This window comes from Buttiauxella brennerae ATCC 51605, from assembly GCF_001654925.1.
Classification (GTDB): Bacteria; Pseudomonadota; Gammaproteobacteria; order Enterobacterales; family Enterobacteriaceae; genus Buttiauxella; species Buttiauxella brennerae.
Genome location: NZ_LXER01000011.1, coordinates 286,990 through 311,669, shown reverse-complemented (window position 1 = coordinate 311,669; position 24,680 = coordinate 286,990). Strand labels below are relative to the sequence as shown.

Here is a 24,680-nt window from a genome sequence, read left to right as displayed (position 1 = left end):
AATGCGGTATTTGTATTCATTTTGCGCAAGGCGAAGGATTATTTTTATGAAGCTCAAGAACACCCTTCTGGCGTCAGCACTGTTTACCCTAACAACGCTGTCAGCTCAGGCAGCAACGGAACTGACTCCAGACCAAGCTGCTGCTCTTAAACCTTTTGATCGCATTAACATCACTGGCCGTTTTAACTCGATTGGTGAAGCGGTTAATGCCGTGTCTAAACGCGCGGATAAAATTGGTGCTGCCTCTTTCTATGTTCTGGACACTCATGACACTGGCAGCAGCGGCAACTGGCGTGTAGTTGCAGATGTGTATCATGCTGATGCACCGAAGGCTGAGGAAGTCTCTAATCGCGTTATCAATGGCGTGGTGGAGTTACCAAAAGATCAAGCATATCTCCTTGAGCCATTCGATACTGTGACTATCCAGGGTTTTTATCGCAGCCAACCTGAAGTTAACTCGGCAATCACCCGCGTAGCTAAAGAAAAAGGTGCGGATTCGTTCTATATCGTGCGCCAGATTGACGCGAACTCGGGTGGCAACCAGCGCATCACAGCATTCATCTATAAAAAAGATGCTAAGAAGCGTGTGGTTCAAAGCCCTGATGTGATTCCTGCAGATTCTGAGGCTGGTAAAGCAGCTCTGGCTGCCGGTGGTGCTGCAGCGGCAAAAGTTGAGATCCCAGGCGTTGCAAGTTCCAGTACACCAAGTTCTGATGTGGGCCGTTTCTTTGAAACACAAACCACTCAAGGTGGCCGTTACACTGTCACCCTGCCAGATGGAACCAAGATTCAGGAGTTGAACAAAACGACTGCTGCGCAGATGGTTCCCTTTGATAGCGTGAAGTTCACTGGCCACTACAGCAGCAGCACAGAGGTCTCTTACCAGGTCGCTAAGCGTGCTGCTAAGAAAGGTGCCAAGTATTACCACATCACCCGCCAATGGGATGAACGTGGTGGCAACCTGACGGTCAGTGCTGACCTCTATAAGTAAGTCCTGAATCAATAAAAGGGCAGCTATGCTGCCCTTTTTGCATTTCACAGAGCATTTTATGGCTCACGCCATTGCAAGCAGCGCCCACACTCCGTAAAATTCCGCGCCTTAGTGTTACCCACCATTTTTATGCATAAAAGCATAATAATTATGCTGGGTCTTATTTGAAATCTACGGGACTGCTATGGAAAAGAAGCTTGGCCTCGCCGCATTAACTGCATTGGTATTGAGCTCGATGCTCGGTGCGGGTGTATTTAGCCTGCCGCAAAACATGGCGAGTGTCGCGAGTCCTGCAGCATTGCTGATTGGTTGGGCGATTACGGGCGTAGGTATTTTATTACTGGCACTCGCAATGGTCGTGCTAACCCGCATACGCCCGGATCTGGATGGCGGCATTTTCACCTACGCTCGCGAAGGTTTTGGCGAACTTATTGGGTTCTTTTCAGCATGGGGTTATTGGCTCTGTGCGGTCATCGCCAACGTCTCTTATTTGGTTATCGTTTTCTCCGCACTGAGTTTCTTCACCGACACTCCGGAACTGCGTCTGTTTGGTGACGGAAATACCTGGCAGTCGATTGTCGGCGCTTCTGTGCTGCTATGGATGGTGCATTTCCTGGTGCTGCGAGGCGTGCAAACCGCAGCCAGCATTAACCTGGTTGCCACGCTGGCGAAGTTACTGCCACTCGGTCTGTTTATAATACTGGCCGCCATGGCTTTTAAACTGTCTACTTTTACTCTCGATTTTAGCGGTATTGCGCTAGGTGTTCCGGTTTGGGAACAGGTCAAAAACACCATGCTGATTACCCTGTGGGTATTTATTGGTGTTGAAGGAGCGGTGGTAGTTTCGGCTCGCGCACGCAATAAAAATGATGTCGGCCGTGCAACACTGCTGGCGGTTATTGCGGCATTAGGCGTTTATCTGCTGGTCACGCTGTTGTCATTGGGCGTGATTGCGCGCCCGGAACTGGCCGGAATACGTAACCCGTCCATGGCAGGTTTGATGGTCGAAATGATGGGGCCGTGGGGTGAAGTGATTATCGCCGCCGGGCTGATTGTCTCAGTGTGTGGTGCGTATCTGAGCTGGACGATTATGGCTGCAGAAGTGCCTTTCCTTGCCGCAACGCATAAAGCCTTCCCGAAAATTTTTGCTCGCCAGAACAAAAACAATGCTCCTTCGGCCTCACTCTGGCTGACCAATATCAGCGTTCAGGTTTGCCTGGTATTGATTTGGCTGACCGGGTCGGACTACAACACACTGTTGACCATCGCATCAGAAATGATTCTGGTGCCTTACTTCCTGGTGGGCGCCTATTTACTGAAAATCTCCACCCGTCCACTGCATAAGGCAATTGGTCTGGGCGCATGTATTTATGGCTTGTGGTTGCTTTATGCATCAGGCCCCATGCATTTGCTGCTTTCGGTGGTATTGTATGCGCCGGGTTTATTAGTCTTTATGTACACACGCAGCACGCATATCCATGACATTAAGCTGAAATTACGCGAGAAAGCCGTTATCTTTCTGATGCTGGTGGCAGCATTCCCGGCTACATGGATGCTGGTGAAATAAATTAATGGGTCAGATAAAAGGAGTCGTCGATGGAGCTAACATCCCCTGTACGCCCAATTTTGATTACCGGTGCCGGTAAACGAATTGGACTGGCGCTGGCACGACACTTTCTGGCCCAACAGCACCCCATTATCATCAGTTATCGCACGCGTTACCCGGCGATAGCTGAACTTGAACAGGCAGGCGCGATTTGCCTGTTCGGGGACTTTTCCACTAATGCAGGTATCGAGCAATTTGCACTGCAAGTAAAAGAGCATTGCAATGGTCTGCGCGCGGTTCTGCACAACGCCAGCGCCTGGCTTTCCGAGTCTACCGAGGTGTCACCTGCTGATACGCTGGCTTTGATGCTGCAAATTCATGTCAATACGCCCTACTTGCTCAACCACTACTTTGAACCTTTGCTGCGCGGCCACGGGCATGCCAGTTCCGATATTATTCACTTCACCGATTACGTCGTTGAGCGCGGAAGCGATAAGCATATTGCCTATGCCGCCAGTAAAGCGGCGCTGGATAATATGACTCGCTCATTTGCCCGCAAACTTGCGCCGGAAGTGAAAGTGAATGCGATTGCGCCTGCGATGATTATGTTTAATGAGCATGACGATGCGCAGTACCGTAAAGAGGCATTAAATAAGTCGCTAATGAAAGTCGCCCCTGGCGAACAAGAAATTATTGGGCTGGTCGATTACCTGCTCAATAGCCAATATGTCACAGGTCGCACGCATTCTGTCGATGGTGGTCGCCCGCTTCGATAGATCTGTTTACCCGTGATTTATGGTTTAACCTTCGTTAGCAGTGTATGTTTTCCTTTTAAGCTGATGTGCCGGGCCATGAATAAAATCGTATACGTAGAAGACGACCCAGAAGTAGGATCGTTAATTGCCGCTTACCTCGGCAAACATGACATTGACGTTATCGTCGAAAGCCGTGGCGATCTCGCCGAAGCGACTATTCAGCAACAACAGCCTGACCTCGTACTATTGGATGTGATGCTACCGGGCAAAGATGGCATGACGCTGTGCCGCGATTTGCGTCCCCAATGGGATGGCCCAATTGTACTGCTGACATCTCTGGACAGTGATATGAACCATATTCTGTCTCTGGAAATGGGCGCTAACGATTATATTCTTAAAACTACCCCACCTGCCGTTCTGCTGGCACGTTTGCGACTTCATTTACGCCAACGCGTTTCGGCACAACAGACCGTTGAAAGCACCCCTAACGCGCTTAAGCCACACAAAGCCATGCGCTTTGGCACGCTGTGCATTGACCCGGTAAACCGCCAGGTTACTCTGGGTGCAGAAAACATCACGCTCTCTACCGCTGACTTCGATTTGCTTTGGGAGCTGGCCACCCACGCCGGGCAAATCATGGACCGTGATGCGTTGTTAAAGAACTTGCGTGGCGTGACCTATGATGGCATGGATCGCAGCGTCGACGTCGCTATTTCGCGCCTGAGAAAGAAACTTTACGATAGCGCAACCGAACCGTTTCGTATCAAAACCGTCCGTAATAAAGGCTACTTATTCGCGCCCCATGCCTGGGAGAGTGAAGTTTAGATACTGGGTATTAAACTTACTTGACGTTATAAATAACCGTTCGTTTTGCGAGCGGTTATTCGAATTAAATAACCTTCACTCGAAAGCTCTCCTGATATATTTCGCCTGCTTCTTGCACTAGTTTTAATTCTGTACACTTATGTATAGAAGTGTGTGCAACTATTATGATAGATTTCTTTCTGTATTTTGGTTTCTCCAGAAAACCAGGTGAATATTTCGAAAACCACTATTTTTATTATCATATTGTATTCGCTTTGTTACTTACCTGAATTAACAAAATAACACTTCGGCCTAATTCGTGGGAAATAAAACCCATAAATGTAGAAAAATAGATAATTTTACTCTGCCGTTAACACCGGATAACTCGCTTTGATAATTCAGTTATCTGTTTAAAAAAACCATTATGAGCGTAATAGCTTCAGGTAATTTTGTGATAAAAGTGTGGCTACAAAACAATCTTTTGCATCGTTTAAATAACAGTCAGGTAAAGTTATTAAACAATCGTTATGCCCATGCAATCATTGCCAGCACTATGGCTATAGTTCCCTTATCGATTGTCCGTGGTTTGGTGATCACCGCATCAGTTCTTTGTGAAACTGCGGGTTTTAACCATGCGGCACAATGGTTCATACAGTTGCAGATTGGTTTTTTAGCGCTCGCTCCGCTGGTTATGAATATCTATGTTGCGGTTCATTGGGCCGTCAGAAACCGCTTGTCACAAATATACTGTATTGCGTTAAGCATCAGTACCTTGATGATATTCCGGCGAATAATGGATGATAACGCACAATTTTTCCTCGATATCAGCATCCCTATGGCTTTGGCCTCTGGGATAATTGGTAATGTATTACAGGAAATAGTCAGCAAGAAACTGTTAAAAATTCGCAAATGGAAAGACAACAATAACGTTACAATTGTTTCTTTTTTTGCCACATTGATGATCATTGCCCTATTCAGTAGCATTATAAAATTAGCAGCTGAATCTGGCTTGCACCATGCAATGAATTTTTTCAGCCAACTGTCTCTTTATTTCTACCCTACTAACTTTCTAAATGGTATTTCATACGTCCTGTTGCGCAGTGTTCCATGGTTCTTTGGCCTGCACGGCTATTATCTATTTATGGACATTGATGTTGCCTTTACGGCTGCCGCGAAATTAAATATTAATGATTGGTATTCAGGGCGCGGGGCACTCAACATTCTCAGCCCGGTGTTCTATGACATGTGGTGTAACTCCGGTGGTACAGGAAATACACTGAGTTTGGTGATCTGTATTTTAATGCAGAAAAACAGCCCACACCGCCGTCTGTTGACCATCGCCGGGCCTATGGCTTTGTTTAACATCAACGAACCGCTGATATTTGGTTTCCCGATTGTTCTCAATCCGGTCATGATTATTCCGTTCGTCCTGACCCCGCTTGTCTCTTACATCGTGGCATACGGTGCGACTTACTTTAGTTTCATTCCACGGATAACTGCAATCGTCAGTTGGTCAACACCAGGACCTCTCAAGGTGTGGTTAGCTAGCGGTGAATCCAGTGCCGCCGTACTGTTATATCTTGCGCTTGTCGCTTTGGGTGTGGTCATTTATTACCCGTTTGTCAAAAGTACATTAAAGCAAAAAAGCGCTGTAAATAACGATATGGACTTACTGACCGGTGAGATGAAAATCATTCAGCCGACTGATTTTGAGATGGTGCCAAATTACAGCCATATTGTTGAAGAAAACAGCTACATCGAAGCTCAGCGACAAATTGAAAAGCTGCAATCCAGCGGGCAGTTCATTCTCTACTTCCAGCCTCAGTTGCGCTTATCTGACAAAAAAATTGTCGCTCTTGAGGTGCTTATCCGCCATCAAAGTGACAGTGGAAAGATAACGCCCCCTACTTTCCTGAAATACTATGAGCGTACCGGCCTGATGCCGGAGGTCGATTTCTGGGTGATGGAAAACGCGCTGGATTACGTACGAGAGAATATGTCTGAGACAGAGAGCATGACGCTGTCGATCAATATCTCCCCACAGACATTGGTCGACTATCGACTTCTGCATATTGTGAACACAGTTCTCGCCAAACCATTGCCTGCTGGCTGGAATCTTGAGTTTGAAATTACTGAATCCCAAAAGGTTCAAGAGCCTGTACGTGTTGCAGAAGTGATGGGGAAACTACGTAGTCTCGGGATCAAAATCGCCCTTGATGATTTTGGCTCAGGTTACTCAACACTCCACTATCTGACCCGCTACCCGCTGGATAAGATCAAGCTCGACAGATCGATGGTGCTGGGTTTATCCAAACCTGATGGGTTTAACTTCCTGCTACAGGCCGTTAAATTATGCATGGTCATTCAATGTGAAATTCTCATTGAAGGCGTTGAAACCGAGCAAGAGTTAGAACTGGTACAAAAGGCAGGGATTGAACTCTGCCAGGGCTTCCTGTTCTACCGCCCTCTTCCGGGAACCACGGCCTGCGAACTCCTGAACGAACAACAGAAACAGGCGATGCCGGAAAGGCATATCCCTCGAGAGGTTGAAGCTATCGCTTAGCTGCTTTTCCCCTCAATCACCGCACTTATGCACGCCAGATATTGTCAGCAGGGGCAAACCCTGCTTACATAGCCAGCCAGATGGGGTGTGAAATTTTCATGATGAAATCACTCATATCTGCATAGCGCTTCTGCGTATCAGAAGGCAACGCTCAATCCGTTGATAACCCGGTGATTTTCATTGAAAAAGTTATTTATTCAGTTCTATCTGTTGCTGTTCGTCTGCTTTTTGGTGATGACCATGCTGGTTGGCCTGGTCTACAAATTCACCGCTGAGCGTGCGGGCCGCCAGTCACTGGATGATTTGATGAAAAGCTCGCTGTATTTAATGCGCAGCGAGTTGCGTGAAATTCCACCGCGTGACTGGAACCGGACAATCAAAGATCTCGATCTCAATTTGTCGTTTAAACTCCATATCGAACCCATAGACAAATTCAAGCTCGATGAAATGACGATGCACCACCTGCGCGAGGGGGAAATTGTCGCCCTCGACGATGAGTACACCTTTATTCAGCGCATCCCTCGCAGCCATTATGTTCTGGCCGTCGGCCCGATTCCTTATCTCTTCTTCCTGCATCAGATGCGATTGCTGGACGTCGCATTGATGGCATTTATTGCCATTTCCCTCGCCTTCCCGGTCTTCATCTGGATGCGTCCCCACTGGAAGGACATGCTAAAACTTGAAACGGCGGCGCAAAGATTAGGTCAAGGGCATCTGGAAGAGAGAATCCATTTCGACAGCGCCTCGAGTTTTGAACGTTTAGGCGTTGCCTTTAACCAGATGGCCGACAGCATCAACGCGCAAATTGCCAGTAAGAAACTGCTGATTGACGGTATAGCCCATGAACTACGCACGCCGTTGGTCCGCCTGCGTTATCGCCTGGAAATGAGTGATAATCTGACTGAAGCGGAGTCGCTGGCGCTAAACCGGGATATCGGCCAACTGGAAGCACTGATTGAAGAACTGTTGACTTACGCCCGACTCGACCGCCCGCAAACGGAGTTACAACTGGCGAAAGTCAATGTCCCGCGCTGGCTTGATGAACACATCGCTGATGTCAGAATCATTCACCCGCAGCTCGATATCATGCTGGACACGCCGCCTGACGGAGATTTTGGCCTGATTGATCTGCGTTTAATGGAACGTGTCACGGACAATCTGGTTAACAATGCTCTGCGTTACAGCAACGAGAAACTGCGCATCAGCCTGTGGCTTGATACAGACACTGCCATTTTACAGGTCGAAGATGATGGCCCAGGCATCCCTGCTGAAGAGCGCGAGCGCGTGTTTGAGCCCTTCGTTCGCCTCGACCCAAGCCGTGACCGTGCAACCGGCGGCTGTGGCCTTGGGCTTGCGATTGTGCATTCCGTTGCCACGGCCATGGAAGGTTCAGTGACTGTCGACAGCGGAGCGTTTGGTGGCGCCCGCTTCCGCTTTAGTTGGCCGATAAAAACACAAGCCCCTTTACCGCTGGCATCGATTACCCCCGACCGCTAAAAATCCATTTTTCCCTGCCTGACCATCGCAACATCGGTGGTCAGGTTCATCGCCCTGTGTTATAAATTTATAAGTATGTTGTAACTAATGGAGGGTGAGAAATGGCAAAGTATGATTTGATTGAACGGCTCAACGGCACGTTTCGCGAACTCGAGCGAGATTTGCAGCAGCTGCGTGAACAACTCGATAGTTACCGATTACTCATCGGTCGTGTCTTCCTGTTACCTGCCGTGAATAAAGGGAAAGAACATGACGCTATCAGCAGGATTGAGGTCACTCAACGCCTGAGTAAAGAGGCGCATCAGTCCACCCTTTCCCACTTCACGCACCTGTTCATTCAACAGCAGTCGGAGAAAACCAGCAGCAAAGCGGCAGTTCGCCTGCCAGGAGCCGTTTGTTACCAGGTCGATGAAACTGAACGGCAGCAAACCCAGGCGCTGATCACGCGAATTAACCAGCGTAAACAAGAACTGGAAAACATGATTAGTGTGGAGTCGGGTTTACCCAGCGTGCAGCGTTTCGAATGGGTTCACCGCCAGCTTCCAGGACTGATTACCCTCAACGCCTATCGAACCATCACTCTGCTGGAAAACCCCACAACCCTGAATTTTGGCTGGGCGAATAAGCAAATCATTAAGAACTATACGCGCCAGGAAATTATCGACATTCTCGAAAAGAGTCTTAAAGCGAATCGCGCTGTGCCGCCCTACACGCGTGAGCAATGGGCTGAACAGATCACACGTGAGCTGAATGCCATCAGTAGCCTGTCGGATAAAGTACGCCTGAAGATTAAGCGCCCCGTCAAAGTGCAACCGGTCGCGCGGGCCTGGTATCAGGATCGCAAAAAACAGGTGCAACATGCCTGCCCTTCGCCGCTGGTCGTGTTATGCAACCCTGACAACGGCGAAATGCCGCCGGATATGGGGGAATTACTAAATTACGATGCGGATAATATTCGCCACCGTTATAAGCCCGATGCGCAGCCCTTGCAGCTGTTGATCCCGCGCCTGCATCTGTACTGTGAAGAGTAGAAACAGGCGCGGTAAAACTTATTGTTTCATACTGCCAACCATTTCTTCCGGCCGCACCCAGGCATCAAATTCGTCTTCGGTGAGATAGCCGAGTTTTAATGCCGATGCCTTCAACGTCAGCCCTTCTTTATGGGCTTTCTTGGCTATTTCTGCGGCCTTGTCGTAGCCAATGTGCGTGTTGAGCGCCGTCACCAGCATCAAAGACTCATTGAGCAACTGAGTAATTCGATCACGGTTTGGCTCGATACCCACCGCACAATGTTCGTTGAAGCTTTCCATACCATCAGCCAGCAAGCGCACCGATTGCAGGAAATTGTGAATGACCATCGGGCGATAGACGTTAAGCTCAAAATTGCCCGATGCGCCGCCCATGTTCACCGCTACGTCATTGCCCATTATCTGGCAGCAGAGCATTGTCATCGCTTCGCACTGCGTTGGGTTGACCTTGCCGGGCATAATTGAGCTTCCCGGTTCGTTTTCAGGGATCGCGATTTCGCCAATCCCGCAACGTGGCCCGGAGGATAACCAGCGAACATCGTTGGCAATTTTCATCAGCGACGCCGCCAGCCCTTTTAACGCGCCATGGGCATGAACCAGCGCATCGCAGGTAGCCAGTGCTTCGAATTTATTCGGTGCGGTGACGAACGGTTGGTTGGTGATATCTGCCAGTTCTTTGGCGACACGTACCGCGTATTCAGGATGGGTATTCAGGCCAGTGCCGACCGCCGTTCCGCCTAACGCCAGTTCTGCAACATGCGGCAGGCTGTTTTCAACGTGTTTAAGGTTGTGCTCAAGCATCGCCACCCAGCCAGAAATCTCCTGGCCAAGAGTGAGCGGCGTTGCGTCCTGTAAGTGGGTACGGCCAATCTTCACGATATCGTGAAATGCTTCGGCTTTGCCTTGCAATGTTGCTTTCAGCACATTGAGTTGCGGGATTAATTGTTCACGCACCGCAATCACCGCCGCAACGTGCATTGCGGTTGGGAAAACGTCGTTTGAGCTTTGGCTTTTGTTCACATCGTCATTAGGGTGAACTTTGCGCTCCATGCCACGCACACCACCGAGAATCTCACTCGCCCGATTTGCCAGCACCTCGTTCATGTTCATGTTGCTCTGCGTGCCGGATCCGGTTTGCCAGATGGCGAGCGGGAATTCATCCGGATGGTTGCCCGCCAGCACTTCGTCAGCGGCTTCGATAATAGCGTTACCGCGATCGGCCACCAGCAACCCGAGATCCATATTCACCTTTGCGGCCGCCCGCTTGGTTAAGGCGAGCGCGTGGATCAGGGCCGTTGGCATTTTTTCAGTGGAAATACGGAAATGCTCAAGTGAGCGCTGAGTTTGCGCGCCCCACAGTTTATCTGCCGGAACGTCGATTGGGCCCATTGAGTCTTTTTCACTGCGACTGGCTACCATTTCATTCTCCTTAGACGTAGAGCATCCCCCAAAATAATTCGAGGTGCGTCAAGGCGGCAAAGGAGCTTATCCCGATGAGCTTACATAAGTAAGTGATTCGGGTAAGCGAGAGCAGCCAACACAGACGTAACTCGAAGAATGAAGGGGGATAAAAAAACCGCCCTTGTGGGCGGCTTGAGTTATCTATTTCACACATCGCGTACATTGCGAGGCGTGTATTTTCTGGAAGAAGTCGTTGCCCTTGTCATCGACCAGAATAAAGGCCGGGAAGTCTTCCACCTCTATTTTCCAGATGGCTTCCATACCCAGTTCCGCGTATTCGACACAGGTCAGGCTCTTGATGCTTTGCTGCGCCAGAACCGCCGCCGGACCACCGATACTGCCAAGGTAGAAGCCACCGTGCTTATGGCACGCATCAGTCACCTGTTGGCTACGGTTGCCTTTCGCCAGCATTACCATGCTGCCGCCGTTGGCTTGCAGAAGATCTACGTATGAATCCATACGCCCGGCAGTGGTTGGCCCAAGCGAGCCGGACGCATAACCGTCTGGCGTTTTAGCTGGCCCTGCGTAGTACACCGGGTGATCTTTGATGTACTGCGGCAAACCTTCGCCGTTGTCGATACGCTCTTTGAGTTTAGCGTGTGCGATATCGCGTGCCACAATAATCGTGCCGCTCAGAGAAAGACGCGTTGAAACAGGATATTGCGACAACTGCTTAAGGATTTCGCTCATCGGGCGGTTCAGATTGACCTTGATCGCCTCGCCTTCGCCCGCCTGGCGCAACTCCTGCGGAATAAACTTGCCAGGGTTGTGCTCGAGTTTTTCGATCCAGATACCGTCGCGGTTGATCTTAGCTTTGATGTTGCGATCGGCAGAACAGGAAACGCCCATGCCAACCGGGCATGACGCGCCGTGGCGTGGCAGTCGTACCACACGAATATCGTGAGCGAAGTATTTACCGCCAAACTGCGCACCGAGGCCAAGATTTTGCGCCTCTTTCAGCAACTCTTCTTCCAGTTGCACATCGCGGAACGCCTGGCCGTGCTCGTTACCTTCGGTTGGCAAGCCGTCATAGTATTTGGTAGAGGCAAGTTTCACGGTTTTCAGCGTCGCTTCAGCCGAGGTACCGCCAATGACAAACGCCACATGATACGGCGGGCAGGCAGCCGTACCGAGACTGCGCATTTTCTCAACCAGGTATTCTGTAAGGCGGCCAGGACTCAGCAGTGCCTTCGTTTCCTGATACAGATAAGTTTTGTTCGCCGAACCGCCGCCTTTGGCGATGCAGAGGAATTTGTATTCGGCACCGTCAACGCTATAGAGGTCGATTTGTGCAGGCAGGTTGGTACCGGTATTCACCTCTTTGTACATATCCAGCGCCGCGTTTTGCGAGTAGCGCAGGTTATCTTCAATAAAGGTGTTGTAGACACCGTGCGACAGCGCTTCTTCGTCACCACCGCCCGTCCAGACGCGCTGGCCCTTTTTACCCATGATAATCGCCGTACCGGTATCCTGGCAGGTCGGCAAAATACCTTTGGCGGCGATTTCAGAGTTGCGCAGGAACTGGAGCGCGACATATTTATCGTTTTCGCTCGCTTCCGGGTCATTCAGGATATCGGCCACTTGCTGTTGGTGGGCCGGGCGCAGCATAAACGAGGCATCATGGAAGGCGTGTTGGGTGAGTAACGTGAGGGCTTTAGGGTCAACTTTCAGGACTTCCTGCCCTTCGAACTCTGACACGGAAACATAATCGCTGCTGAGCAGGTAGTATTCTGTTTCGTCTTTTTTTAACGGGAACGGTTCTTGATAATGAAAGGCTTTATTCGGCATTGTTCTCTCACTTACTACGTTAATTATTATCTTTTATACCCTTTAGATTTCAAGCCTGAGCCAACCCCGCTGTGGCTTGAAAGATAACGGGTCTAACATGCTACACAATTTTTTAACAAAAACTGAGACTAAACCGACTTTTTAATCCCCTGGTTACTTCACAGCGGATAATTGGTTTAATAGCAGTAACTTTGTTTAGATTACTATAGGGCTTACTGATGCAAAAACTCATTAACTCAGTGCAAAACTATGCCTGGGGAAGTAAAACTGCGTTAACGGAACTTTATGGCGTGGAAAACCCAGAAAACCTGCCAATGGCAGAATTATGGATGGGAGCACACCCTAAAAGTAGCTCAAAAATTCTTGATAACGGTACGGCTCGTTCATTGCGTGACGTTATTGACGCCAACAAACCAGCGCTATTAGGCAAGGCCGTTGCAGAGCGTTTTGGTGAGTTACCGTTTCTCTTCAAAGTGCTGTGCGCCGATCAACCCCTCTCCATTCAGGTTCATCCTAACAAAAAAGCGTCTGAACTGGGTTTTGCTAAAGAGAACGCCGCGGGCATTCCATTAGATGCCGCCGAGCGTAACTACAAAGATCCTAACCACAAACCTGAACTGGTGTTCGCATTAACACCGTTCCTGGCAATGAATGCTTTCCGTGAGTTTTCCGATATCGTTTCTTTGCTCCAGCCAGTTTCCGGGGCCCATCCGGCGATTGCCCATTTCTTACAACAACCTGATGCCGAACGTCTGTCACAGCTTTTTGCCAACCTGTTGAAAATGGAAGGCGAAGAAAAATCTCTCGCCCTCGGCGTGTTGAAAGCCGCCCTCAACAATCAACAAGGCGAGCCGTGGGAAACCATTCGCGTTATTTCTGAGTTTTATCCGGACGACAGCGGTTTGTTCTCGCCGCTGTTGCTTAACGTGGTGAAACTTCAGCCGGGCGAAGCGATGTTCCTGTTCGCTGAAACCCCACACGCTTACCTGAAAGGTGTGGCGCTGGAAGTCATGGCGAACTCAGATAACGTGCTGCGTGCGGGCCTGACACCAAAATACATCGATATCCCTGAGCTGGTTGCCAACGTCAAGTTCGTGCCAAAACCTGCATCTGAACTGCTGACTCAACCTGAGAAACACGACAGCGAGCTGGACTTCCCTATTCCGGTCGATGATTTCGCCTTCTCTTTACATGACCTCAGCACACAACAGGCAAGCCTCGCACAACCAAGCGCTGCCATTGTGTTCTGTACCGAAGGTGAAGCGGTTCTGAGTAAAGATGGGCAGCAACTGGTCCTGAAACCTGGCGAGTCTGCCTTTGTTTCTGCGCAAGAATCTCCGGTGTCCATCAGCGGTGTCGGCCGTGTTGCGCGGGTGTATTCCAAAATCTGAGTTGCAAGCAACTTACTGATCTTTTTAAGCAAGGTTGCTAAGCTTACCGGGTTAGTTTTCTTAAATACCGATACCCGAGCATCTTCAGGATGCAGGGTTATCGGTATTTCAATCGTCTGCCGGAGGATAACCGGCACACGCACTTAATATGGACTACGACAGAATGAAAAAATCACTGGTTGCTGTAGGTGTTATTGTGGCTCTGGGTGTGGTGTGGACAGGTTCAGCCTGGTACACCGGTAAGCAACTCGAAGGCCGCATGGCGGAAATGATTAGCAACGCTAACGCCCAACTGAAAAAAGCCTCGCCGGAAGCTGGCCTGACTCTGGGCTACCAGGATTACAAACGTGGTCTGTTCCACAGCACCATGCAGTTGGTTATCAAACCGACTGATGGTATGACGAGCGCAATCCTGAAACCTGATCAAAGCATCGTGTTTAACGAAACTATCGATCACGGCCCGTTCCCGTTTGCGCAGCTGAAAAAATTCAACCTGCTGCCTTCTATGGCATCTGTTCACACAACGCTTGTGAATAACCCAACGACCAAGCCGTTGTTCGATATTGCTAAAAGCCAGTCCTTTATCGATGCACAAACACGTATTGGTTACACCGGCGATACCTCTTCTGACATCGCACTGCTGCCACTGAATTACGAAAATGGCGAGCAAAAAGTTGCGTTCAGCGGTGGCCAGTTCAACGCGGATGTTGACGGCCAGGGTGACAAAATTGCCATTAGCGGTGAAGCAGAAAGCGGCCTGGTGAACACCGTTAATGAATATGGTCAGCATGTGCAGATGACCTTCAACGGCATCAAGACCGACGGTAGCAGCGCGCGTAGCGAGTTCATTGAGCGTATCGGTAGCCAAAAAGCCTCCATCGAGAAGTTAGCTATTTCCATCGAAGGCAAAGAAATGGCGGTGCTGGAAGGTTTAGTTATCAATGCTAAATCTGAACTGCAGGACGATAAAAAACACCTGTCCGGCCAGATTGATTACAACCTCAATTCACTGAAAGTGCAGAATAAAGATATCGGTAGCGGCAAATTGACGCTCAAAATCGGTAACCTTGATGGCGCAGCGGTAAGCGAGTTCAGCCAGAAATATAACGCTGAATCGCAGAAACTGTTGGCCGACCCTGCATTCGCGCAGAACCCGGAAGCCTATCAACAGCAGATCGTTGAGCTGTTTGCGGCAAACCTTCCGTTGCTGTTAAAAGGTGACCCGGTGATCACCGTTGCACCGTTAAGCTGGAAAAACGCTAAAGGCGAAAGCACCTTTAACTTGTCTCTGTTCCTGAAAGACCCTGCAACGGCGACTGGCGAAGCCACCACTCCGGAAGATCAGTTGAACCGTGTGGTGAAATCACTCGACAGCAAACTGGTTATTCCGGTAGACATGGCGACCGAGTTAATGACCCAGGTTGCACAACTCGAAGGTTACCAGCCAGCTGAGGCTGCTAAACTTGCCGATCAGCAAATCAAAGGCCTGGCGGCGATGGGCCAAATGTTCCGCGTCACCACCATGGAAAACAATAACGTGGTTTCCAGCCTGCAATACTCCAACAGCCAGGTGACTCTCAACGGCCAGAAAATGCCACTGAGCGATCTGTTAGGTATGTTTGGTATGCCGGGTACCGGTGCACCAGAAGCTGCTCCGGCACCTGAGCTCGAAACTCCGGCTGTTCCGGCTGTTCCGGCTGTTCCGCAGCAGTAAATTGCATGTTTTGGAGGGTGTTAAGCGAGAGCATCATCCACCTAATATGTGCATGTGACCGGATGCGCTACACTAATCCGATCTACGAAAAAGCTTTGTAAGCTGTCTAAAGCCTCCCAATGCGGGAGGCTTCTTTTTTAGTCATTAACTCTAGAAATAAAAGAATTTATTTCAGGACACAGCAGAAGTATTAATCTTTAATGTGAATAAAAATAATCAATCTATTATCTGTATGAATGTAAATATACCCCCTTAAATAAAAAATGAATTATCGTTAGGTGCTGATGTACGGGTTGGTTATTTTATTAGGGTAATTACTGTAAACAAACAAGGATGATCAAAATGGCAATACCCGCATATTTATGGCTAAAAGATGATGGTGGCGCAGACATCAAAGGTTCAGTGGATGTAAACAAACGTGAGGGCAGCATCGAGGTTGTCGGATTTACTCATAATCTAAATATTCCAACTGATAACGCAACCGGTAAATTAACCGGGACTCGCCAACATGCAGCCATGGTGATTGAAAAGGAGTTTGATTCTTCAAGCCCGTATTTATATAAGGCTGTTGCTACGGGGCAAACTCTTCATTCGGCTGAAATTAAGTGGTATCGCATCAATGATGCGGGTCAGGAAGTGGAATATTTCAACATGATGCTTGAGGGGGTGAAAGTGGTTTCCATAACCCCGATAATGCACGACATCAAAAATGTTCCCGGCACAGGGCACATGGAAAGTATTCAGCTTCGCTACGCAAAAATTACCTGGAAATACTGTGACGGTAATGTGGTCTTTGCGGATGCCTGGAATGAACGAGCAGTAGGTTAATGGCAAGGGGCATCAACCCCTTAATCATAAAGCCAACGTCCCGCTTTCGCAGACTCAGCAAACATTCTAACAGTTAGTGGTTTTTTAGTTTGCAGAACTGGTTTCTTGGTAAACCATTTTCTGAAAAACCATTCCACCTTCCACGGGTAATAATTGTTGCAATCGATAGCAGAAACATCAATATCAAACCTTTCACCAAAATCAGTGATTGCATAAACCACATCGTCTGGATCGCAGTAATCCTGCAAAGCATCATCCAATTTTAATGGAATGCGTTTGAATGTCAGCGTGCCTTGTTCAGGTAGTTTTTTCCTGAAAAAAGACAGAACATCTTCATCTGTTACCATATTTTATCGTGACCTCTAGCTATTTTATTATAATGCGACGTGGCTTTATAAACGATGGTAGACACGTCACTGGCAAGTAAAATCCATCCTATTACCGGTACCGCACGACCAACGAACTTACCAAGATTATTCACCCACATAGGTTTCAGATATTTAATACTCTGATTGGTAAACGTAGGCAGTTGGAATGGAAGTGCTACATCCAGATATCGCCTGGCATAAATTGAGGCTACGGAAGTTCCAACCGTTGCAGTACGCATCTTTTGCCGAGTCCCTTGTGTCGGTTGGCCGAGAAGAATCAGCGCAACAGTCCCCAGATCGCCTATGCCTCCCATCTGTTCCCCAATCTCATCCATTAGAATCCAAAAAAATAACTCACCTGCCGAAATATTACCTATACCTTTATAAAAATAAGTGCCGCCTAATTCTTCAACCGTATCCATGTTTTAAGTCCATTTAACTCAGAGAACAGCATCATAACGCTGGAGTAAAAGTCATACAAATAGAGGGGGTATACCACCGCATTAATTGCACGGTGAGGTCATTGTCTTTGAATGCAGTGCCCATCTTGCTCCAGATGCCACACAAATAGCATTGGCCCTCTTTCGGGCTGAAAGTTTCATCGTTCCATTTATGGTTAAGCTGGACGGTTTTATCCGCACCGGTGACGCGTGTCGGGTGATATTTGGATGGGGTAGTAAGCCTCCCGCGGGAGGCTTTTCAGTTTTTACGTATTACCAATCTCGCAGGCATAATCTGGCTGCGGGCTTCTTCGTTATCGTTTTGCACTCGTTTGATAATCCGCTGGCCTGCGCTGCGGCCTATTTCACGGGCGGGGGTGGAAACCCAGGTGAGTGGCAAATCGTCGAGTTCCTCGTCCATCACTTCAGCAAAAGCGGCCAGCGCCACATGCCTGTCGTAATAGCTGTCGATACTCCCTTCGCCGCTCTGCCGGCCTGCGCGAAGTAAACCAAACCATGCGCCCATCGCCACGGTGCTGTTGTGGCAAAGCACGGCGGTGATGGTCGGATTGTGCTGCAAAAGCGTAGTGATCGCATCGGCTGCCTTTTTCTGGCTTGGCTCGCACTCGATTATCCATTCGCTGTGGAACGGCAAACCGAATTTCAACAATGTGGCGCAATAACCACCGACGCGTTCCGCGCGGGTTAACGACGCACCGTCGCCACCCAGCCAGGCAATACGCTGATGCCCGCGCTTGATCAAATGTTCGGTAACTAGCTGTGCGGCCTGCATATTATCGGGCCGGATAATATCGGCTTCATCGAGATAGCTGGCACGCGAGGCAAAAACCAGCGGCAGGTTTTTCTGCTCAGCAATAATACGCATCTCGGCGCCCTGTCCTGCTGCACCTGCGACAATAATGCCATCCACGCCCTGCGCGACCAGCATGTCGAAGCAGCGCTGCATGTGTTGGCCTTGCGCACCGCTTTGTGTCAGAAACAGCAATTTGCCCTGCTTTTCTAACTCGTCCGTTAAGCCTGCCGTAAGCTCGGCATAAAATGGATTGCACAAATCACGCACAATTAAACCAATCACGCCACTCTGCCCGCCGCGTAAGGAAACAGCCTGCCGGTTGCGCACAAATCCTAATTTTTCGATGGCTTCATTAACGCGTAAACCTGTCGCCGGTGAAATACGGCCTTTGCCACTGAGCACCAAAGAAACGGTGGTGACAGAAACGCCAGCGGCTTCAGCAACTTCGTTAATGGTTATCTTCTTTTCCTGAGTCGTCATCAGCGAGACGAACCCTCCATGACTCTAAAATATGGTGATAAAACGTTTAACCCCAATGGATGTATTAGGCACTCTGCCGAGCTTAAAATCTGTGAACTACCACGCAATAAAGGTTGGTAAAACGTTTTATCATCCGCTTCGTTTTGTACCACTACTCATTTATTAACCAGGGTTAAAGGAGTCGTTATGGCGGCTAATACACCACAAAAAATTACGCTTTGGGAGTTTTTTCAAAACCTTGGCAAAACCTTTATGCTGCCAGTGGCGCTGCTGTCGTTCTGCGGCATCATGCTTGGCATTGGTAGCTCATTAAGCAGCCACGATGTTGTGACGTTGCTGCCTGCGTTAGGCAACCCCGTTTTACAGCTGATCTTCACCTGGATGAGCAAAGTTGGCTCGTTTGCGTTTAGCTTCCTGCCAATCATGTTCTGTATCGCAATCCCGTTGGGACTTGCGCGTGAAAACAAAGGTGTTGCCGCGTTTGCCGGTTTTGTTGGCTACGCAGTCATGAACCTTGCGGTGAACTTCTGGTTAACCGCGAAAGGCATTCTGCCGACTACAGATGCCGCGATTCTGAAAGCCAATAACATCCAAAGCATTCTCGGTATTCAGTCTATCGACACCGGTATTCTGGGTGCAGTAATTGTCGGGGTGATTGTTTTCCTGCTTCACGAACGTTTCCACAATGTGCGCCTGCCGGATGCGCTGGCGTTCTTCGGCGGTACCCGCTTTGTGCCAATCATCACCACCGTGGTGATGGGTTTGGTCGGTCTGGTTATCCCACTGATTTGGCCGGTCTTTGCTGCCGGAATCAACGCGCTGGGTAATATGATTAACAGTGCTGGCGTCTTTGGGCCGATGATTTTCGGTACCGGTGAGCGCCTGTTACTGCCATTCGGTTTGCATCATATCCTGGTTGCACTGATTCGCTTTACTGATGCTGGCGGCACCATGGATGTTTGTGGTCAGAACGTCAGTGGCGCACTGACTATCTTCCAGGCGCAGTTAAGCTGCCCGAGCGTACATGGTTTCTCTGAAAGTGCCACTCGCTTCCTCTCGCAAGGTAAAATGCCCGCCTTCCTGGGTGGTTTGCCTGGTGCCGCACTGGCGATGTACCACTGCGCACGCCCGGAAAACCGTCATAAAATTAAAGGCCTGCTGATTTCTGGTGTGATCGCCTGCGTTGTTGGCGGCACCACAGAACCACTGGAATTCCTGTTCCTGTTTGTTGCTCCGGTTCTGTATATCATCCACGCGTTGTTGACTGGCCTGGGCTTTACCATCATGGCGGTACTGGGTGTGACTATTGGGAACACCGATGGCAACATTATCGACTTCGTGGTGTTCGGCATTCTGCATGGCCTGGCAACAAAATGGTACCTGGTGCCGCTGGTAGCCGCTATCTGGTTTGGCGCGTATTACGCCATCTTCCGCTTCGCCATTACCCACTTCAATATCAAAACGCCAGGGCGCGATATTGACACCACCAGCAGCGCTGAAAAAGCGATTGCCGGACAGGTTGGCAAATCCGGCTACAATGTTCCCGCTATGCTGGCCGCACTCGGCGGTGCTGAAAATATCGTCTCTCTCGATAACTGCATCACTCGCCTGCGTATGTCGGTGAAAGATATGGCTTTGGTTGACAGCGCTGCGCTGAAAAACCTGCGCGCAATTGGCGTCGTGCAACTTAACCAGCACAATCTGCAAGTGGTGATTGGGCCGCAGGTCCAGTCGGTGAAAGATGAAATGGCGCATCTGATGCAAACAGCTCAGGCGTAAATCACAACGGGCGCTCCGGCGCCCGCTTGTTGCGAGGTGATATGTTCGATTTCTCCAAAGTCGTTGACCGACACGGAACATGGTGTACGCAGTGGGATTATGTCGCAGACCGTTTCGGTGCCGCCGATCTGCTGCCCTTTACGATTTCCGATATGGACTTCCCCACCGCTCCGGTGATCCTCAACGCACTTCAACAACGTTTATCGCACGGCGTGTTAGGTTACAGCCGCTGGAAGAACGACGAGTTCCTGGGCGCGATTGCTCACTGGTATCAGACGCGCTTTAACAGCACGATTGATAAAGAATCGGTGGTGTACGGCCCATCGGTCATTTACATGGTTTCGCAGTTGATTCGCCAGTGGTCAGAACCCGGTGATGCAGTATTAGTCCACACCCCAGCATATGACGCCTTTTATAAAGCCATCGAAGGGAATAAGCGCCAGGTGTTTAGCGCCCCGCTGCACAAAACAGAGAATGACTGGATGTGCGATATGGCAGCACTCGAAGCCCAGCTGGCAAAGCCTGAATGCAAAATCATGCTGCTGTGCAGTCCACAAAACCCGACAGGGAAAGTGTGGACGCGCAGCGAACTGGAAACCATGGCAGCATTGTGTGAACGCCACGGTGTCAGAGTGATTAGCGATGAAATTCATATGGATATGGTGTGGAAAGGTCATCAGCACACGCCATGGAATGAAGTAGGCAAAGGTCAGTGGGCGCTGTTCACCTCTGGCTCAAAGAGCTTTAATATTCCGGCACTAACAGGGGCTTACGGCTTAATTAACGATGCCGATGAACGCCAAAAATACCTGAATGTGCTCAAAGGTCAGGATGGACTTTCATCGCCGGCGATCCTCGCGGTTGTTGCACATATTGCCGCTTATCAGGAAGGCAGCGCATGGCTGGATGAACTGCGCGCTTACCTTCAGGGCAATCTTCGCTATGTGGCTGATGCGCTGAACAGCGCGTTCCCGCAACTCAACTGGCAACCGCCAGAATCAACCTATCTGGCATGGATCGATTTACGCCCGTTAGGCATTGATGACAACGCGCTGCAAAAAGCACTGATTGAGCAGCAAAAGGTCGCCATCATGCCAGGATATACTTACGGTGAGGAAGGAAAAGGGTTTGTGCGCCTGAATGCGGGTTGCCCACGAGTGAAGCTCGAAGAAGGCGTGAAGCGTTTAGTTGCGGCGATTAAGTCGTTGCAGTAAAAAATCCAGAATCTGAATAATTCGAACGATCAGGGGAGGCAACTCCCCTTTGGTTTTGGTAACTGAAAAGTCCCCCCACGCTCGGTAATGTTGCATATGTGCTGATTGATCAGTACGATGAACTGGTTAAAACACGACCAACTCTTAATTGTTTGCAACCCACTCTTTCTGTTTTCTTGCCTGATGAAATTAACTAAAGCATGACCCTACAATACCAATACCCTGAACACCTTCGGCATACCCTCGATACGCTTCCCTCAAGTCCTGGGGTCTATATTTTCTACGGTTCAGATCAAACCTTCCCTCTCTACATAGGGAAAAGCATCAACATTCGTAGCCGTGTCCAGTCGCATTTCAGAACACAATCTGAAGCGAAATTACTGCACATGACCACGCGAATTGAATTTCACCAGACCATTGGTGAAATTGGTGCCCTGTTGCTTGAATCGCAACTGATAAAAAACCAAAGTCCTTTGTTCAACAAACGATTACGCATCGCTCGCAAGCTCTGTTCGCTTCGTATAACAGATAAAACCACGCAATTTGTTTTCAGCAATGAGACAAATTTCACGCATGCGCAGGACTTGTTCGGGCTGTTCAAAACCAAACACGCGGCGATTGAGCAAATCCGAGATCTCGCAGACCAGGAAAAACTTTGCTATGGCGTACTGGGATTAGAAAAGTTATCTGCTGGCAGAGCTTGCTTTCGCTACTCGCTGGGCAAATGTGGCGGAGCATGCTGCGGGGCAGATACCCTGGAAAACCATCAGCAAAGGCTCAAAGACTCTCTCGAGTCGATAAAAATCCGCAGCTGGCCCTATCCGGGGCGAATTGCCATAGAAGAGACATCCGGAGATAAAGCCGAATATCATGTATTGAATAACTGGTTGTATCTGGGAACAGTAAGCTCTCTCGCGTCTGGCAAAGAAATGGTCACTCCCCCTTCACATTTTGACCGGGACAGTTACAAGATTCTGTGTCGATATGTTTTCCAGAGCGACGCGGTGAAGATCCTGGCATTAGATTAACGGGCGAGCGACAAGGGTCTTGATTAGGTACAAATACGTAACAACATTACGTGGTAAATATCTCCCTCGGGTCACTTTTTACGTTTTAATTCATGAGATTATCTTTGCTTAGAGTGGCTTAAAACCTCATGCTATAATGTGACGCACTTTAATCAAAAAAAGAGTGCGACCATGATTGATACCACCCTGCCGTTAACTGATTTGCACCGCCACCTTGATGGCAATATTCGTGCACAAACCATCCTCGATCTCGGCCGCCAGTTTAATTTGCCACTTCCGGCAGATACTCTTGAGTCTCTGCGCCCTCATGTACAAGTCGTAGAAACCGCGCCTGACCTGGTGAGTTTCCTGCAAAAACTGGACTGGGGCGTGAAAGTTCTGGCCGACCTTGATGCCTGCCGCCGCATCGCATGGGAAAACATTGAAGATGCCGCCTTAAATGGCCTGCACTATGTCGAGTTGCGTTTTTCGCCGGGTTATATGGCAATGACGCACAATCTGCCGGTTGCCGGTGTGGTCGAAGCGGTCATTGAAGGTGTGCGCCAGGGTTGCCGTGACTTTGGTATTGAAGCGCGTTTGATTGGCATCATGAGCCGTACTTTTGGTGAGGCTGCTTGCCTTGCTGAGCTGGAAGCATTACTGGCTCATCGCGATGGAATCACTGCGCTGGACCTGGCGGGCGATGAACTGGGTTTCCCGGGTAGCCTGTTCTTAAACCATTTCAACCGTGCGCGTGATGCGGGCTGGCATATCACCGTTCATGCCGGCGAAGCGGCTGGCCCGGAAAGTATCTGGCAGGCAATTCGTGAACTTGGCGCTGAGCGTATTGGCCATGGCGTGAAAGCGATTGAAGACCCGGCGCTGATGGATTTCCTGGCTGAACACGGTATTGGTATCGAATCCTGCCTGACATCCAATATCCAAACCAGCACCGTGGCCTCTTTGGATAAACACCCGCTGATTACCTTCCTCGATAAAGGTGTGCTGGCGACCATTAATACCGATGACCCGGCTGTTCAGGGTATCGATATAATTCATGAATACACCGTTGCCGCGCCACAAGCGGGTCTGAGTGCCACGCAAATCCGCACCGCACAACAGAATGGTTTAACCATTGCCTTCTTGTCAGATGCAGAAAAGCAGGCGCTGATCGCTAAAGTCCGCGCGGCTTAATCTCGCGATAAACTTGAGTCAGGAAACTGACTCAAGTTCTCTTTTTTCCTTCGCCGTTTTTCGCGCATAACGTTGCGCAAGCACCGCACAAACCATTAACTGCACCTGGTGGAAAATCATCAGCGGCAGCACCATCATGCCCACCGCACTGGCCGGGAACAGCACGTTCGCCATCGGTATACCATTGGCGAGACTTTTCTTGGAGCCACAGAAGACAATGGTGATTTCATCAGCGGTATTGAACCCCATAAAGCGCGCGACCCAGGTATTGATAACCAGCACAATCGCCAGCAATACAATGGAGCAACCCAACACGCCCAGCAGCGAATAACCGTTAACCTGGTGCCAGATCCCCTCCACCACCGCTTCGCTAAAAGCCACGTAAACCACCAGCAAAATAGAGGACCTGTCGGTCAGGCTAATCAGTTTTTTATGCTTATCGACCCAGCGCCCAATCAGCGGGCGCGATAAATGCCCCACCACAAACGGCACCATCAGTTGCAGAACGATTTTGCCAATCGCGTGCAACGTGTCGGTAGAGCCTTCCTGGGTATTCATCAATGCGCCAACCAGAACCGGGGACAGGAAAATCCCCAGAATGCTCGATGCCGAAGCACTACACACCGCAGCCGCTACGTTACCGCCCGCAACGGAGGTAAAAGCAATCGCCGACTGAACGGTTGCAGGCAGAGCGCAAAGGTAGAGGAAGCCCATGTACAGCGGTTGGTTAAGGATTGCAGGCGACAAGAACCCCATCGCCAGGCCGAGCAATGGAAAGAGTGCAAAGGTGCTGAGAAACACCACCAGATGCAATTTCCAGTGGCCCATTCCCGCCACAATGGCATCACGCGAAAGTTTAGCGCCATGCATAAAGAACAGCAGCGCAATGGCCGCCGTGGTCAGGTACTCAAACAAGGTTTTGACGATACCTTCGCAGGGAAACAGCGAAGCCAGCACCACCACGGCAATCATAATCAGCAAAAAAGTATCAATTTTAAGACGCTGCAACCAGTTCATC

General features: G+C 49.6%; 20 protein-coding genes and 1 pseudogene. 14 read left to right on the top strand and 7 right to left on the bottom strand.

Features of this window, described 5'->3' with window-relative positions; all coding sequences use genetic code 11:
• Positions 1 to 46: 46 nt before the first annotated feature.
• From ydgH to tus, 7 genes are all read left to right on the top strand, one after another.
• Positions 47 to 991: a DUF1471 family protein YdgH gene (gene ydgH, locus M975_RS06705; RefSeq protein WP_064558069.1), complete on the top strand. Its 945-nt coding sequence runs from the start codon at positions 47 to 49 to the stop codon at positions 989 to 991.
• A 184-nt stretch (positions 992 to 1,175) separates the two neighbouring features.
• Entirely contained in the window at positions 1,176 to 2,558 is a 1,383-nt protein-coding gene (locus M975_RS06700) for an amino acid permease (protein WP_064558068.1), read from the top strand.
• Between the two features lie 29 nt (positions 2,559 to 2,587).
• On the top strand, positions 2,588 to 3,313 hold the full coding sequence (folM, locus tag M975_RS06695; protein WP_064558067.1) for a dihydromonapterin reductase: 726 nt from the start codon (positions 2,588 to 2,590) through the stop codon (positions 3,311 to 3,313).
• Positions 3,314 to 3,388: 75 nt separating this feature from the next.
• A complete protein-coding gene (gene rstA / locus M975_RS06690) occupies positions 3,389 to 4,117 on the top strand; it encodes a two-component system response regulator RstA (protein ID WP_064558066.1) in 729 nt (242 codons plus the stop codon).
• A 403-nt stretch (positions 4,118 to 4,520) separates the two neighbouring features.
• Positions 4,521 to 6,659 (top strand): EAL domain-containing protein, encoded by a 2,139-nt coding sequence (locus M975_RS06685; RefSeq protein WP_083967848.1) that lies wholly within the window; start codon positions 4,521 to 4,523, stop codon positions 6,657 to 6,659.
• Between the two features lie 180 nt (positions 6,660 to 6,839).
• Positions 6,840 to 8,156, top strand: coding sequence for a two-component system sensor histidine kinase RstB (gene rstB / locus M975_RS06680; RefSeq protein ID WP_064558064.1), 1,317 nt, complete (start codon positions 6,840 to 6,842; stop codon positions 8,154 to 8,156).
• Between the two features lie 101 nt (positions 8,157 to 8,257).
• Positions 8,258 to 9,187 (top strand): DNA replication terminus site-binding protein, encoded by a 930-nt coding sequence (gene tus / locus M975_RS06675; RefSeq protein ID WP_064558063.1) that lies wholly within the window; start codon positions 8,258 to 8,260, stop codon positions 9,185 to 9,187.
• 18 nt (positions 9,188 to 9,205) lie between these two features.
• Here tus and fumC read toward each other — a convergent pair whose 3' ends face one another.
• Together fumC and fumA are read right to left on the bottom strand one after the other, a co-directional pair.
• Positions 9,206 to 10,603 carry a class II fumarate hydratase gene (fumC, locus tag M975_RS06670; RefSeq protein ID WP_064558062.1) on the bottom strand — a complete coding sequence of 466 codons (1,398 nt, stop codon included), beginning with the start codon at positions 10,601 to 10,603 and terminating at the stop codon, positions 9,206 to 9,208.
• A 183-nt stretch (positions 10,604 to 10,786) separates the two neighbouring features.
• Positions 10,787 to 12,433, bottom strand: a complete 1,647-nt coding sequence (gene fumA / locus M975_RS06665) for a class I fumarate hydratase FumA (RefSeq protein ID WP_064558061.1) — start codon at positions 12,431 to 12,433, stop codon at positions 10,787 to 10,789.
• Positions 12,434 to 12,651: 218 nt separating this feature from the next.
• Here fumA and manA point away from each other — a divergent pair, with 218 nt between their 5' ends.
• The 3 genes from manA (at position 12,652) to M975_RS06650 (ending at position 16,366) form a co-directional block, all read left to right on the top strand.
• Positions 12,652 to 13,824 (top strand): mannose-6-phosphate isomerase, encoded by a 1,173-nt coding sequence (gene manA / locus M975_RS06660; protein ID WP_064558060.1) that lies wholly within the window; start codon positions 12,652 to 12,654, stop codon positions 13,822 to 13,824.
• Between the two features lie 163 nt (positions 13,825 to 13,987).
• The gene (locus tag M975_RS06655) at positions 13,988 to 15,538 is read left to right on the top strand and encodes a YdgA family protein (protein ID WP_064558059.1); all 1,551 of its coding nucleotides are present in this window, start codon (positions 13,988 to 13,990) and stop codon (positions 15,536 to 15,538) included.
• A gap of 342 nt (positions 15,539 to 15,880) precedes the next feature.
• Complete coding sequence (locus tag M975_RS06650; protein WP_064558058.1) at positions 15,881 to 16,366, top strand: Hcp family type VI secretion system effector; 486 nt, start codon at positions 15,881 to 15,883, stop codon at positions 16,364 to 16,366.
• Between the two features lie 20 nt (positions 16,367 to 16,386).
• On the opposite strand, the gene M975_RS06645 is transcribed toward M975_RS06650, so the two are convergent.
• From M975_RS06645 to M975_RS06635, 4 genes and pseudogenes are all read right to left on the bottom strand, one after another.
• Positions 16,387 to 16,713 carry a DUF1493 family protein gene (locus M975_RS06645; RefSeq protein ID WP_064558057.1) on the bottom strand — a complete coding sequence of 109 codons (327 nt, stop codon included), beginning with the start codon at positions 16,711 to 16,713 and terminating at the stop codon, positions 16,387 to 16,389.
• Complete coding sequence (locus M975_RS06640; protein ID WP_064558056.1) at positions 16,707 to 17,156, bottom strand: STM2901 family protein; 450 nt, start codon at positions 17,154 to 17,156, stop codon at positions 16,707 to 16,709. Before M975_RS06640 ends, M975_RS06645 begins: the two co-directional genes overlap by 7 nt.
• 64 nt (positions 17,157 to 17,220) lie before the next feature.
• Positions 17,221 to 17,415, bottom strand: a pseudogene (locus tag M975_RS23330) (hypothetical protein); the annotation flags it as partial.
• An 18-nt stretch (positions 17,416 to 17,433) separates the two neighbouring features.
• Entirely contained in the window at positions 17,434 to 18,468 is a 1,035-nt protein-coding gene (locus tag M975_RS06635; RefSeq protein ID WP_064558055.1) for a Mal regulon transcriptional regulator MalI, read from the bottom strand.
• Between the two features lie 186 nt (positions 18,469 to 18,654).
• Here M975_RS06635 and malX point away from each other — a divergent pair, with 186 nt between their 5' ends.
• The 4 genes from malX to add all read left to right on the top strand — a co-directional run bounded on the left by malX (position 18,655) and on the right by add (position 23,662).
• Complete coding sequence (malX, locus tag M975_RS06630; protein ID WP_064558054.1) at positions 18,655 to 20,247, top strand: maltose/glucose-specific PTS transporter subunit IIBC; 1,593 nt, start codon at positions 18,655 to 18,657, stop codon at positions 20,245 to 20,247.
• A 41-nt stretch (positions 20,248 to 20,288) separates the two neighbouring features.
• Complete coding sequence (locus tag M975_RS06625) at positions 20,289 to 21,461, top strand: MalY/PatB family protein (RefSeq protein WP_064558053.1); 1,173 nt, start codon at positions 20,289 to 20,291, stop codon at positions 21,459 to 21,461.
• A 200-nt stretch (positions 21,462 to 21,661) separates the two neighbouring features.
• Entirely contained in the window at positions 21,662 to 22,489 is an 828-nt protein-coding gene (gene cho, locus M975_RS06620; RefSeq protein ID WP_064558052.1) for an excinuclease Cho, read from the top strand.
• 171 nt (positions 22,490 to 22,660) lie between these two features.
• Positions 22,661 to 23,662 (top strand): adenosine deaminase, encoded by a 1,002-nt coding sequence (gene add / locus M975_RS06615; RefSeq protein WP_064558051.1) that lies wholly within the window; start codon positions 22,661 to 22,663, stop codon positions 23,660 to 23,662.
• Positions 23,663 to 23,680: 18 nt separating this feature from the next.
• Here the strand turns inward: add and M975_RS06610 are convergent, their stop codons facing one another.
• The gene (locus M975_RS06610; protein WP_064558050.1) at positions 23,681 to 24,679 is read right to left on the bottom strand and encodes a bile acid:sodium symporter family protein; all 999 of its coding nucleotides are present in this window, start codon (positions 24,677 to 24,679) and stop codon (positions 23,681 to 23,683) included.
• Position 24,680: the final 1 nt, after the last annotated feature.